Annotated in this window: 10 protein-coding genes; 7 read left to right on the top strand and 3 right to left on the bottom strand. The window is 52.0% G+C overall.

Annotated elements, in window-relative coordinates; translation table 11 throughout:
* The first annotated feature begins 15 nt into the window (after window positions 1-15).
* Window positions 16-840 carry a 4-hydroxy-tetrahydrodipicolinate reductase gene (dapB, locus tag RRF56_RS23105; protein ID WP_317035502.1) on the top strand — a complete coding sequence of 275 codons (825 nt, stop codon included), beginning with the start codon at window positions 16-18 and terminating at the stop codon, window positions 838-840.
* Between the two features lie 22 nt (window positions 841-862).
* Here dapB and RRF56_RS23110 read toward each other — a convergent pair whose 3' ends face one another.
* Entirely contained in the window at window positions 863-1360 is a 498-nt protein-coding gene (locus tag RRF56_RS23110) for a DUF2062 domain-containing protein (RefSeq protein ID WP_317035503.1), read from the bottom strand.
* A 301-nt stretch (window positions 1361-1661) separates the two neighbouring features.
* Here RRF56_RS23110 and mnmE point away from each other — a divergent pair, with 301 nt between their 5' ends.
* From mnmE to RRF56_RS23130, 4 genes are all read left to right on the top strand, one after another.
* On the top strand, window positions 1662-3086 hold the full coding sequence (gene mnmE, locus RRF56_RS23115; protein ID WP_410510676.1) for a tRNA uridine-5-carboxymethylaminomethyl(34) synthesis GTPase MnmE: 1425 nt from the start codon (window positions 1662-1664) through the stop codon (window positions 3084-3086).
* A 132-nt stretch (window positions 3087-3218) separates the two neighbouring features.
* On the top strand, window positions 3219-3731 hold the full coding sequence (locus RRF56_RS23120) for a hypothetical protein (protein ID WP_317035505.1): 513 nt from the start codon (window positions 3219-3221) through the stop codon (window positions 3729-3731).
* Window positions 3728-7456, top strand: coding sequence for an AAA family ATPase (locus RRF56_RS23125; protein WP_317035506.1), 3729 nt, complete (start codon window positions 3728-3730; stop codon window positions 7454-7456). Before RRF56_RS23120 ends, RRF56_RS23125 begins: the two co-directional genes overlap by 4 nt.
* Window positions 7457-7489: 33 nt before the next feature.
* Window positions 7490-11086: a C1 family peptidase gene (locus tag RRF56_RS23130; RefSeq protein ID WP_317035507.1), complete on the top strand. Its 3597-nt coding sequence runs from the start codon at window positions 7490-7492 to the stop codon at window positions 11084-11086.
* A gap of 92 nt (window positions 11087-11178) precedes the next feature.
* Here RRF56_RS23130 and RRF56_RS23135 read toward each other — a convergent pair whose 3' ends face one another.
* Entirely contained in the window at window positions 11179-11844 is a 666-nt protein-coding gene (locus RRF56_RS23135) for a class I SAM-dependent methyltransferase (RefSeq protein WP_317035508.1), read from the bottom strand.
* A gap of 190 nt (window positions 11845-12034) precedes the next feature.
* On the opposite strand from RRF56_RS23135, the gene RRF56_RS23140 reads away from it, so the two are divergent.
* Entirely contained in the window at window positions 12035-12226 is a 192-nt protein-coding gene (locus RRF56_RS23140) for a hypothetical protein (protein ID WP_317035509.1), read from the top strand.
* Here RRF56_RS23140 and RRF56_RS23145 read toward each other — a convergent pair whose 3' ends face one another.
* Complete coding sequence (locus RRF56_RS23145) at window positions 12227-12817, bottom strand: SRPBCC family protein (RefSeq protein ID WP_317035510.1); 591 nt, start codon at window positions 12815-12817, stop codon at window positions 12227-12229.
* Between the two features lie 324 nt (window positions 12818-13141).
* On the opposite strand from RRF56_RS23145, the gene RRF56_RS23150 reads away from it, so the two are divergent.
* Window positions 13142-13330, top strand: a complete 189-nt coding sequence (locus RRF56_RS23150) for a hypothetical protein (RefSeq protein ID WP_317035511.1) — start codon at window positions 13142-13144, stop codon at window positions 13328-13330.
* The last annotated feature ends 28 nt before the right edge of the window (window positions 13331-13358 follow it).

Below are 13358 nucleotides of genomic sequence, written 5' to 3' on the forward strand. Positions count from 1 at the left end.
GGGTTACCGCTCGCTATGACTGCTCAAACCAAGATTCCTGTCGTGGTCAATGGGGCCTGCGGCAAAATGGGCCGTGAGGTGATCAAGGCCGTAGCCCAGGCTGAGGATATGACCCTGGTGGGTGCCGTCGATAAGGCTCCGGCGCTGCTGGGGCAAGACATCGGTGAAGCCATTGGTACTCAGCCCCTAGAAGTGCCCATCATGAACGATCTGGAGGCGACCCTGGTGGCGGCCCAGAGTGATGGGCTGGCGGTGATGGTCGATTTTACCCATCCCGATAGCGTCTACGAGTCGGTGCGGGCCGCGATCGCCTACGGTGTGCGACCGGTAGTGGGCACCACGGGGCTCAGCAACCAGCAGATTCGCAACCTGGCGGAGTTTGCCGACAAGGCCAGCATTGGCTGTCTGATCGTGCCCAACTTCTCGATTGGGGTGGTGTTGATGCAGCAGGCGGCCCAGCAGGCGGCCCAGTACTTCGACCATGTAGAAATTATTGAGCTGCACCACAACCAAAAGGCCGATGCCCCTAGCGGCACCGCTGTGCAGACCGCTCAAATGCTGGCAGAGGTGCAGCAATCCTTTAATGTGCCTCTGGTCAAAGAAACCGAAACTATTCCAGGGGCGCGGGGCGGGGCTACGGCGGAGGGTATCAACATTCACAGCGTGCGGCTACCGGGGTTAATTGCCCACCAGGAGATTTTGTTTGGCTCGCCGGGGCAGCTCTACACGCTGCGCCACGATACTAGCGATCGCGCCAGTTTTATGCCCGGTGTGCTGCTGTGCATTCGCCGGGTGATGGCGCTGAAGTCGTTGATTTACGGGTTAGATACAGTGCTCTAGGGCTAGACTCTGGGGCCGGGTTCTAAAGCTTGGGGGAGTCGAGCTGGCGCTGCTGCCGAGCAATCTGCCGCGATCGCACCCGGCGAATTAAGGGCAGGCCGACCACGTAGCTGACTACCCCTGCGATCGCCCCCACCACACTGCTGCCCAGCATCAGTCGCACCGAAACCTCGGTGCCCATATCCATCCAGCTGGTGAGGGTATCGAGGTCTTGAAAGGTTTGGGTAGTGCCGCCCCCCAGTAGCCAATGGCCCACCTGGTAATTGAAGGCGAAAATCGGCACGTAGGTGAAGGGATTGCTAACCCAGGTGGCGGCGGCGGCCATCAGCCGGTTGCCCCGCAACACCGTGGCCACCGCCACCCCCAGGATCGTCTGAAACCCAAACAGCGGAAAACAGCCTGAAAACACCCCCGATGCCATGCCCCGAGCCAGTTGCTCAGGGCTACCCTGGAGCCGCAAAAAGCGCAGGTACACGTAGCGAAGCTGACGCCGCCACTGGGGCCGAGACATTTTGGGCATTGAAGACTTTGGACTAGAAGGCAAATCGACGGTGGTCATAGATGAGGGTCAACCAAAGGCTAGGCTCCCCTGGGCGGCCAGGAGCGAGGGTGAGAAGCGCACATCTAAGCTATCGGTGCAGCGGCCTTTACCCCTTGGCTTGATAGACTACCAGGGCAGGACGGCAGCCAAAACCGGCGGCAGAACCTTAAAAGTGCGTAAAGATTCTTTTCTATTCTACCCAGTGGATCTGCCTTTTATCAGGCTTGATCCCAGGGTTCAAGATCACTTCACTATGCCAGGATGATTACGGATGAATGCAATGGATGGTGCTGCCGCCTCAGCCGTTTCACAATCTCATCCCCTGGGTGTGGCCCAGGGAGAGACCATTGTGGCGATCGCTACCGCCATTGCCCCCCAGCAGGGCAGCGTAGGCATTGTGCGGCTGTCAGGAGCCGAGGCCCTGGCGATCGCCCGCGCCCTATTTTATGCACCGGGTCGGCAACCCTGGGAGAGCCACCGCATTCTCTACGGCCATGTGCGCGATCCGCAGACCCAGCAGCTGGTCGATGAAGCCCTGCTGTTACTCATGGTGGCCCCGCGCTCCTACACCCGCGAAGACGTGGTGGAGTTCCATTGCCACGGAGGGCTGATGGCCGTGCAGCAGGTGCTTCAGCTCTGCGTTGCCCAGGGGGCCAGGCTGGCCGAACCCGGAGAGTTTACCCTGCGGGCCTTTCTCAATGGGCGGCTCGATCTCACCCAGGCCGAGGGGGTGGCCGATCTGGTGGCGGCCCAGTCTGCCCTGGCGGCCAAAACGGCTCTGGCCGGGGTGCAGGGCAAGTTGAGAACTCCCCTTCGTCAGCTCCGCTCGGCCTGTCTGGATGTGCTGGCCGAAGTCGAGGCCCGCATTGACTTTGAAGATGACCTGCCGCCGCTAGATGAGCCGGCTGTACAGGCCCAGGTGGCGGCGGTGCTGGCCGAGGTCGAGCAGATTTTGGCCACGGCAGCCTCGGGTGAACTGCTGCGCACTGGGCTAAAGGTGGCAATCGTGGGTCGGCCCAATGTGGGCAAGTCAAGCCTGCTGAATGCCTGGAGCCGCTGCGATCGCGCCATTGTCACCGATCTGCCGGGCACGACCCGCGACGTGGTGGAGTCGCAGCTGGTGGTGGGCGGCATTCCCATTCAGGTGCTCGACACGGCGGGCATTCGCGACGCCAGCGACCCGGTGGAGCAGATGGGGATTGCGCGATCGCACCAAGTAGCCCAGGCCGCCGATCTGGTGTTGCTCACCCTCGACGCCACCGCCGGGTGGACTGACGCCGACCAGCAGCTCTACGAGTCGGTGCAAGCCACTTGCCTGATTCTGGTCGTTAACAAAGTGGATCTGGTCCCGGCTGATGTTGTGAATCAGCTCCGACTGCCCGATAACCTGCCGATCGTTCACACCGCCGCCGCCCAGCAGCGGGGGATCGATAGCCTAGAACAGGCGATTCTCCGGGCCATCCATGCCGATCAGCTCACCTCCGGCAACCTAGAGTTCACCGTTAACCAGCGTCAGGAAGCCGCCCTGATCCAGGCGAGAAATGCGCTTAATCAGGTGCAGCAAACCATTGAAAATCAGCTGCCCCTCGATTTTTGGACAATTGATTTGAGGAGTGCGATCGCGGCGTTGGGCAGCATTACTGGCGACGAAATCACCGAATCTATGCTCGATGAGATCTTTAGCCGCTTCTGTATCGGTAAGTAAGGCGCAGTACTTGGGCAAAAACTGGCGTTTGTTAAAGCATTGCTGAGATTTAGCGCTGTTTCCTGCAACTGCCTATATGCTGTTGCCATTGGTAAAGCAGCCCCAAGACTTTGCCAAATCAAGGTGACTACCATGCCGACATACACTGTTGCCGACATCCTCCAGATCATCGGCAGTCTTAGCGTTGAAGAAAAGGCCGCCCTCAAGGCCCAACTGAGCACTGTACTAGAGGTGGCGAGCCCAGCGCCCAGTGCTTCCCAGCAGAGTCGCACCATGACCGTGGGCGGCAATTTTCAGGTTGGCGGCAGCGACGTCACAGTCGATATGAGCCAGCAGCAGACCGTTGGCCATGCCCCTGTTAGCTCCCCCCCAGGCAATGCCGATGTCACTCAAGCCCTGCTGCAATCGCTGGCGACCCTTCAACAGCAGGTGCTTAATTCCGCTAGCCTAAACTCCATTGAAAAAGCGACTGCCAAGGTGCCCATGGCCACATTGGCCGCTGAGTTAGAGAAGGAAAAGCCTGATAAAGATTTAATCGATCAATCGGTAGAGGCCTTGCGTAAGGGGCTGGCCGGAGTGGAAACGTTGGCTGAGCCAGTGATGCGGGTGGCGGGCCTAGTGGCCAAAGCCATGGTGCTTCTGTGAAGTCCTCCGAGGCCGAGCCGGGTCGTGAACCGGCATCCTCGTCTCAAGCTCAAGATGTAGCGATTGGCGGAAACTTTCAGGTTGATGGCGAGGGCAATCGGGTTGATTTCTCGCAAACCACCATCGATCAGTCCCACGCCCAAATTACCTACACCCACATTTTGCAGGTGGCCTTTGATGACGTCAAAGCCCGACCCCTAAACCCGCGATCGCCCTACATTGGCCTGCGCAAGTTTGAGGTGCGCGATCGCGACTTGTTCTTTGGCCGCGATCGCATGATCGCTCATCTGCAAGAGCGGCTACAAGAGAACTTTCTGCTGGTGCTGGGGGCCTCGGGCAGTGGCAAATCTTCACTCATTCGTGCCGGGTTGATCCCCCAACTGGCCCAACAGCAAGGAGGAGGGTTTCGAGAGCTAATCTGCACCCCCGATCGCAATCCCTTTGAATCCTTTCGAGCCAGCCTAACCAGCGCAGGCTACCGCCAATCGGATACCGAATTTTTGTTGGCAGCTCAGCCCGATAGTCTGCTGAAAGCTGCCCAAACCATTAAGCTCGCAGACGACGAATGGTTGATCTTTATCGACCAGTTTGAGGAACTGTTCACCCTCTGCCCTGACGGGGTCATGCGTCAGCACTTTATCGACAGTCTAGTGACCTTGGTTGGGGCCAATCTGCCGTCGGTAGATCTCGTTGTCGCCATGCGGGCCGATTTTCTCGATCGCCTCAGTGCCTACCCCTCCCTCAGCGGCATTTTGCAGCGCTCTGAGCTAATTACCGATCTAGGGGATGACGAACTGCGCCTGGTCATTGAGCAGCCCGCCGCCCGCCATGGCGTTGTCTTTGAACCTGGCCTAGCAGCAGAGATCATCCAGGGGTTGAAGGGCCGTAACGAAACCGGCGAGGCCGATCGCATTTCGCTACCGCTGTTGCAGTACACCCTCAAGCTGCTGTGGGAAAGCAGTGGCGATCTGGGCGATCGCATCCTCCGCACCAGCACCTATCGCCAGATTGGCGGCGTGCGCGGAGCCCTCCAGCGGCGGGTTGACGAGATCTACAATGGCCTCTCCGCTGACGAACAGCAGGCCGCGAAACACATCTTTTTGCAACTGGTCGATACCACCACTGCCGATGTGGGTACCACCACCGTCGGTAAGGCCGTCAGTCGCCGCGCCACTCTCACCGAATTTCGCGACCCGGCGGAGCAAAAGGTGCTAGAGCAGTTAATTAATGCGAGTTTGCTGGTCAGCGATCGCCCCAGCCCCGACAGCAGTGCCGTAGTCGAATTGGCCCATGAAACCCTGATCGACTCCTGGGATACCCTCAAACGCTGGATCGAAGAAAGCAAACCCCTGATTCGCCTGCGCAACCAGCTTAAAGATGACGCCACCCGCTGGCACGACCTGTGCCAACAGAAATCTGCTCAGGCCGAAGCTGAGCTGTGGCAGGGCACCAAGCTGCAATGGTTGATGGCTCAGAAGATGGAGTTGTGCGATCGCTTTGGCAATTTCTGCTCTGAAGAAACCGCCTTTATCGACGCTAGTGAAGCATTGGCTGACCAAGAGCACCGCCGCGAAGTGCAGCGCCTGCGTCGCACCATTGCTGGCGTAGGTGCGGCCTTAGCTGCCGTCAGCGGCCTAGCGTTTCTCGCCCTCAACCAATGGATTCGCGCCGAGCAGGGCCAGATCAAAGCCCTCACCCAAGCCACAAATGCTGAATTTACTGTTAATCGCGACAGGGTAGACCCTCTTCTGCACGCCCTCGAAGCCGGCACCCAACTTCAGCGCATGCCTGTTTTCCTCCGCCCACCCGACCTCCAAGCCGATGTGATGACCGCTCTGGCCCAGGGTGTTTATTGGGTCCGTGAGAAGAATCGATTAGAGGGCCATGCTGGTGTGATCCAGGCTGTTGCCTTTAGCCCCGACGGCCAAACTATTGCTACCGCCAGCTACGACCGCACTGTAAAACTATGGGATAAGCATGGGCAGTTAAACTCCGTAGACTTAACCCACGATGCCCCTGTCTTAGATGTCAGTTTCAGCCCCGATGGCCAGAAAATTGCCAGCGCCGCTGAAAATGGCACCATTCAATTGTGGTCAAGTCAAGGCGAGTCATTAGGAGCACCGATCTCAGCCCATAACAGCTATGTCTATAGCGTTCGCTTTGACCCTCAAAATCAGTTCCTAGCTAGCGCCAGTGAAGATGGCACGATCAAACTATGGGATTTGCAGGGCAAGCTCCTTGAAACGATTTCCGCCCATAGCTCCCCAGTGTGGGATGTTGCCTTTAGCCCCGATGGCCTAACTTTAGCCAGTGCCAGTAGCGATCGCACCATCAGGTTATGGAACCGCGATGGCACCCCTAAGCGCCCTCCACTCCTTGGTCACCAAGACTTAGTGACGAGCGTTGACTTTAGTCCTTCGACCAACCCTGGATGGTTGGCTTCAGGAGATGTTGAAGGCAAGATACGGCTTTGGAAAGCCACAGGCGAACCCGTACGCTTGCTCACAGCTGACGATAGTACTGCGGTGCTTCAGGTCGCCTTTAGCCCCGATGGCCGGACTATCGTCGCTTGCCGCCAAAGTGGAGTAATAGAGCTATGGGATTTTCAGGGCCGTTTAATCACCCGCCTGCGCGGTCATGCCTCAAGGGTCAACGGCGTCAGCTTTAACCCTGATGGCACCATTCTAGCCAGCGTCAGTAATGACAAAAAGGCAATTCTTTGGCAGCCTAACGCAACTTCACGCGTGGCGGTACTGGCTTCTCCCCTGCCAGACACCCAACCAGTACCCGTATTTGAAGTTAACTTTAATCCCCAAAAACCTCAGATCGTTGCTATTCGAGAAGACGGCAACGGTGTGGTGTGGAACATTCAGGATCTACAAAATTCTCAAGCTCAGCTGTTGCAGAATACCCATGGCTCCTTCGGCAGTAGTATTCGATTTAGTCCAAAAGGTGATCGGATTGTGGAAGGGGATGGCAGTGGCACTATTCGGCGCTGGACAGATGCCGACGACTTTATAGACCTGGTACCCAATGCCCATGTAGATGGTGTCTACGGAATTAGCTTTAGTCCCCAGGGCGATCGCATTGCCTCTGGCGGATACGACAGTCTAATTAAACTTTGGGATATTAATGGCGAACCACTTTTTGCCTTAGAAGGGCACCAACAGGTCGTTTACTCGGTTGAATTTAACGCCGATGGTAGCCAACTACTCAGTGCTAGTGCTGACAATACTGCTAAACTGTGGAACCTTCAAACTGAAACTTTAATTACTACATTAAAAGAACACTCAGAACCAGTTTTGAGTGCGACATTTAGCCCCAACCAGGATCTCATTGCCACTGCCAGCGCTGATCAAACGATACGGCTATGGAATTCTCAAGGACAAGGGCTTAGTACACTGACAGGGCACCCTGATACGGTTAACAGCGTGCGATTTAGTCCTGATTCCCAAAGGCTTTATGGGGCTATTAATGACGGAACAATTCAAATTTGGAAGCCGAGCGGCAGATTGATTATGACGCTTGTTGGTCATGACGGTGGTGTCAATAGTCTCAGTGTTAAAGACAACCTGCTAGCGTCTTCCAGCCAAGATGGCCGCGTCATTCTCTGGAACCAGGAATCTGATTTCCTAACGTTAGATGGTCTAGTAGAGCAAGGCTGCCAGTGGGTGAGTGATTACCTAAAAAATAATTCATCCTCAAACCAGCAGCTCTGCCCATAGGTATTCTACTCAATCTATATTGGAGCAAGCATTATGGCTCAGTCAAACTCAAGCAGCACCTGGCAGAAAAAAGGATTTGGCTGGATTCCTGACTTACCTGATATTGCCGACCCAAGTTTAACTCTCGCCTTAGATAACAAACCACGCCTCTTGTCCCAAGAAGGCAGCGATCATTTAGAGGGTATTGCTAAAATCTTATCCATCTTACTAAAAGACAAAGGGCCAAAAGAATCTAAAAAACTGGAAGACATCTACAACCAAATTTTAGGAGAAACCCGTTTTCCCAATGTCCGAGTTTATAAAATTCTGCGAAAACAAGAAGCGCCCTGCTCGGAAGAATCCGAGCAGATTCAGCATTCTCAAGCCAAGGAAATCATTCAACTCAAACAAGCACTTTACTGGTATTATCGAGAGTTAATTCCACAGAGAACAAAGCAAGAGTCAACTAAGCCTGTCGTTGTGCCCGTTTTTTTCAGTGAAGCCCCTAACGCAGTCCTTGAATGGCTACAAACCCCAAGATTTGATGACAAACTTGAGGAGATTGTCAAGCTCTTTCAAGGCCAAAATCAGCTAGTTGATGATGGCATTGTAGGGCTTAGAACTTACACTGCTCTTAAAGCTAATCTAGCCAACAAACCAAGCAATGAGCAAAATGTTGAGCTTCTTTGCCCCTCTTCTATTATACCCCATGACATTTTAGAAGAAGTGTTTCAGCAGCTCACTTATACATGGCTCCGCACAAAGTTTAGTATTTCAATTGATCAGGCATTTGAATACTTTTTTGGGCAATACTCTCTTTCCCAGCACCAAGGCGAATACGCCACCAAGATCAAAATTGAATTACAGTCTACTGTTCAAGAGAAGCTTAAGGAAATTAGCTCCGCTTTTAGGAAGAAAATTAAGCTCCTGCCAAGCAAATTATCAGGCCGGGCGAAACTTTTACATGAAAAAGCTATTAAAGATCTAGCTTTGCATGAAAAAGCGGTTACGGATCTAGTTACGCCTGAAGAAGCTATTGAGGATCTAGTTACACGTCAAAAATCTATTGAGGATTTGTATGAAGAAGCTATTAAGGATCTAGTTACACGTCAAAAATCTATTGAGAATCTAGATTTTCACAAACAAGCTATTAATGATTTGTATGAAAAAGCTATTAAGGATCTAGTTGCGCGTGAAAAATCTATTGAGAATCTAGATTTTCACAAACAAGCTATTAAGAATTTACGTGAAGCTATTGAAAGTCTGGATTTTCATAAAAAAGCTATTGAGGATCTAAAGAAGAAATTAACCGATCTAAAGGATCTACTAGTTTGCAAATCTTCTGATCTTACAATTGTCGCCTATCAAGAGCTAGATCGTCAATTCCAGGCTTATCCTCACAAAAGTGAGGATCAGGAAGGCACTCAGACAGAAATAGCCGAGAGTTTTTCTGCCCCTCAGCCTGTGAGTCCTATTTTTAAAGAGCTGAATGGAATTTTAAGAACTAGTTTAGACACGTTAAACAGTTCTCTATGCGGAAAGAAGGCTGAGAAGGAGAAAAAGGTTGAGGAGGCTTTACTCGAAAACAGTTTTATCATCTATTCAGATGAAGACTTTATTGAACAATTCCATTACTGGTTCCACATCATTGAACCCTTTGTATCAGCAATCTTTCAAATCCTTTCCCCCCTGGCTAATTTTGACAACTATCGGCAAGCAATTGACACTGGCTTCGCCAAGCTAGATGGTTGCTTTCAGTTCCACCAATCTGAGCATGCTTCAAAAGCAACATCCTATGAAAACTTTCTGTTTGAATATTCGCCGACTCAAACTTCTGACCAGATTGCAGAGCTTCAGGAGTTAAGAAAAACTATAACTTCCTTGTTCCAAGAAACTATAGCTAAAATTAATCGCATTCGCAGCGAAAACCTAGATTATAGGCCCTATATATTAAGCTCATTGGAAAATTTCCTAAAGTCTAATATAAAAGCGAATCAAGACAAAAAAGAAGTCTTGGCTAAAAAATGGAAAAATCGCTCATCAAAAGTTCCTATGGTTTGGTTGGACAGTATTTGGAGTGAATTTTTCCCCGCCATAAAAGATCAATTATCAAGACTTAAAGGAAAAGAAAAAGAAAAAGAAGAAGAAGAACAGAAAAAGCGCATCCGAGCTCTATCCGTTCTGTTTATTAGAGAAAGGCTTGGCAAACTAGCTGATGAACTCTCAGATCTTCCACCAAATTCTGAGATCTATAAGTTTGTTGAAGATGAATTAGCTGAAGACAAAAAAAATATTGATTCCTATTTTAGGTTTTTTGATTTTCTTGGTGACATTATCAGCGAAAAGTATGGAGTTTGCCTTAAAAATGTAAGTATAGATATCTCAACTTCGAAAGTAACTGTTCATACAGATTCTACATCTGCAGGATCTGCTGATGTAGAGGGTTTAAATCAATCCCATGAGCAAGAGACAGTCAAAGATAAAGTAGACTTAGTAGATTCATTGGATGAGGATGGTGAGGTTCATGACGATGTTGTTCAAAGTACAACACAGGCTGAACTGGTTTCATTTTTAACCTTCAAAAAAGAGCTATTTGAAATTCAAGATGTTGAGGATTGGGGCTTAGATACAGTTCAAATGGATAGGAAAGATGGTAGGGCTCTATTCTTTGAGCCTACTGTTGTGCAATTGCCAATTAATACCAATCTTATGGAAAAGGCGGATCGTCAAACTAAGTTGAGGACCCGCCCTTCAGATGATGCCCAAGTGCCTAAAGCCGCAACTTCTACCAAGTTTTATTTCTTTTTGCCAGGCTTAGTCGACCTTAGCTACTGGTGCCCTCCTATTGAAGATCAGGAGGATGTCAATGCTTGCACCGCTTTTGCTGGGGTATCGCTGCTTGAGTACTTTGCCCAGAAGCGCTACGGCAAATACACTAGCCTATCGGCCCGTTTTCTATATAAAACGGCACGCAACTTGATGAACCGCTCTGATGATACAGGCGCTTCGGTGCGGCAAACAATGAAAGCCCTGGTACTATTCGGAGTTCCCCCTGAGGAAGTATGGCCCTGGCGGGCCAAAGATTTTAATGAAGAACCTCCTGCTTTTTGCTATGCCTATGCTCAAAGCTATCAGGCGCTTAAATACTTTCGGCTAGATGCGGCAGGTAGCGGGGCCAAAGATGCTTCATTAACAGCCCGTGAGCTGCTGCTATTTCAAATTAAAGCTGTGCTGGCTGCGGGATTGCCCTGTATTTTTGGATTTACTATCTACAGCTCATTTTTTAAGGACAGGAATATCCGTTTTGGCTATATTCCCTACCCCAGCAGCCGTGACCAGATAATGGGAGGCCATACGGCTGTAGCTGTTGGCTATAACGATCATAAGTGTATCGAGCGCATCGACGGCACACCCGCTAAGCCGGGAGCAATTTTAATCCGCAATTCTTGGGGGCCTAGCTGGGGCAATGGTGGCTATGGATGGATGCCTTACGAATATATATTGGATGGCCTAACGGCAGACTGGTGGTCGCTACTAAAGGCAGAGTGGTTTGATGGCGGCGCATTTGGTTTGGGGGCTGTAGATCCTGGTAGTAATAAGCCGATGGGGTCTCAACCAGTGTCAACTCAACCAGCACCAAGGAGGCCTTAACTAAGGGGTAAGTAGGTAAACATAACTAAACGATGTCATTCCGAACAAAAGAAGGCATCTCAGACTCCGCAAATGCACATATCTCTGTGCATTTAGAACTTTTTCATGGCTAGGGTGAGACCATCGGCGATAGGCACTAGGCTGGCGACGACGCGATCGTCGCTATGGATAGCTTCATTGAGGCGGCGCAGGGTATTGGTACGGCTGTCTTGCACGGTGGGGTCGGCTACCCGGCCCGACCACAGCACATTATCTAGGGCAATCAATCCCCCCGGCCTTACCAGTTGCAGCGCCTGCTCGTAGTAGGTAGGGTAGCCGCTCTTATCGGCATCAATGAAAGCAAAATCAAAGCTGTTGGTTTCGCCAGCTTCAATCAACTGGGCTAGGGTATCGGTAGCCGGGGCAATACGCAGATCAATTTTGTGGGCTACTCCGGCTTGTTCCCAGTAGCGGCGGGCGATCGCCGTATAGTCTTCACTCACATCGCAGGCCACCAGTTTGCCCTCTGGGGGCATGGTCAACGCCACCCGCAGCGCGCTGTAGCCCGTAAACACACCCACCTCTAACGCCTTAGTCACCCCCAAAAGCTGCACCAGTAGGGCCATAAATTGCCCTTGCTCAGGGGCGATTTGCATTTGGGCCATCGGGTGCTGTGCGGTTTCGTGGCGCAGGGCTCTCAGCACCTCCGGTTCGTGCACCGAATGGTCGAGTAGGTAGCGGTAGAGGCGATCGTCGAGATTGAGGGTTTGGTTTGCCATGGTAAGTTAGCGAGGCGCTGGCGCGATTAGACGGCTAGGTAAATCAGAAGAAAGTCGGCGTTTTTGCCAATCCCAAAAAGAATCTGGTTTACCATAGCACCGCAGCTTCTGCCGTTAAACCGTACCTAGGCCAGGTAACGCTCAACGGTTAGAAAGGTCACGAGTCTCAGGCCCACGGGAGCATACGGCCATGGACGCAGATTCAGTAGTGCAAATTTCAGGCATGACCGGCTGGATTATTGGTGTCAGCCACAATAAAGATCGGGGTTACCAATGCTGGATTGTCAACCCCGAGCTAGATGTGCTCAGCGACGGCACGTTTTACACCACTAGCAGCGCGGCTATGTCAGCGGGGCGGGCCTTTGTAGAGCGCTATCGCTAGCTAAACCACACCATAGCGGGCGCACAATACCCGCCGCATTTGCCGCATGTTGCCTGGCAAGTCGGTCTTCATGGCCTGCTCAATTAAAAACGCCGGTACCGGAATCGTTGGGGCGGCCTGCACAGAATAACTTAGCAACGTCCCCTGGTTAAAATCTTGCAGGTGTAAATCGGCCGCAAAATGGGAAAACGTGCCCCGCTCAAGGCGAAACTGAATGGCTTCACAGGCGGTTTCAACCACCTTTAGGTAAATCTCGACCTGGGCAGAAATCATCATAAATCCCTTGCGCCCCACTTGGTAAAGGCGACGGTAGCGCTGGGAAGCCGTTTTTACAGTTTCGAGGACTTCGCTGTGGACGATGTTGGGGAAAAATTGAGTCCAACAGCTGTAATTGGTGACCTGGGGCCAAATCTGAGGTCGCCCCAAGGGCACATACATATGGGCTGTGACCGAACCTTCTGACTGCCCTGGCAGTGCTTGTAGCAGCACATCTCCCCTGAGCAGGGCCACCTGATCGCCAGCAGAAAACTGAGCTAAAAAATCGTTTGCTGGTCTATCATTGCGGGCTACCTGTACATTGCTGACAACCACGGCTCAACTCCTCTTAACAATGCGACCTAGACTTGGACATGGGGGTAGTCACTCGCCCAGCGGGCGCGACAGTAGATAGGAGTAGCTGCTCTTCAGGAGTTAAATTGCGCTCCGCCGGCTATCCCAACCCCCGTAATGCCGTTACTCTGAATGTAGAGCTACGGTCATTGGGGTCATACTACCGCTGTACCGCTGGCTTTACCATTAAACGTCAGACATCGCCGGGAGTGGGGACGGCTGTAGTATCATTACGGTGTTTTTACTAAGTCTCTTAGGATTTCTTCCTAGCCCAGTGAAAGCTTTACACATTGGAGTTATTGCGCTATGGGCCGTCGTCGCTATCCATTGCAACCTCTCACTAAGCTTTTTTTAGGGGCACTTGGGCTGACTGCCGTTGTGTGGCTGCTGCGGGGGATGTCGGTGTTGGCGTTTTTGCCAGGTTTGGTCATCTGGCTATTGATTTTGGTGTGCTTTGGACTGGGCATTGTCAGCAGCCTACAGCGCATTCGCTAGGGGGTTAGCCTACCCTTGAGCGATTGCC

Origin of the sequence: Nodosilinea sp. E11 (assembly GCF_032813545.1) — a bacterium.
Lineage (GTDB): Bacteria > Cyanobacteriota > Cyanobacteriia > Phormidesmidales > Phormidesmidaceae > Nodosilinea.

Bases quoted from the DNA above. Each gene is read 5' to 3' on its own strand.
- dapB (WP_317035502.1), top strand. From the start codon at position 16: ATGACTGCTCAAACCAAGATTCCTGTCGTGGTCAATGGGGCCTGCGGC.
- RRF56_RS23110 (WP_317035503.1), bottom strand. From the start codon at position 1,360: ATGCCCAAAATGTCTCGGCCCCAGTGGCGGCGTCAGCTTCGCTACGTG.
- mnmE (WP_410510676.1), top strand. From the start codon at position 1,662: ATGGATGGTGCTGCCGCCTCAGCCGTTTCACAATCTCATCCCCTGGGT.
- RRF56_RS23120 (WP_317035505.1), top strand. From the start codon at position 3,219: ATGCCGACATACACTGTTGCCGACATCCTCCAGATCATCGGCAGTCTT.
- RRF56_RS23130 (WP_317035507.1), top strand. From the start codon at position 7,490: ATGGCTCAGTCAAACTCAAGCAGCACCTGGCAGAAAAAAGGATTTGGC.
- RRF56_RS23135 (WP_317035508.1), bottom strand. From the start codon at position 11,844: ATGGCAAACCAAACCCTCAATCTCGACGATCGCCTCTACCGCTACCTA.
- RRF56_RS23140 (WP_317035509.1), top strand. From the start codon at position 12,035: ATGGACGCAGATTCAGTAGTGCAAATTTCAGGCATGACCGGCTGGATT.
- RRF56_RS23150 (WP_317035511.1), top strand. From the start codon at position 13,142: ATGGGCCGTCGTCGCTATCCATTGCAACCTCTCACTAAGCTTTTTTTA.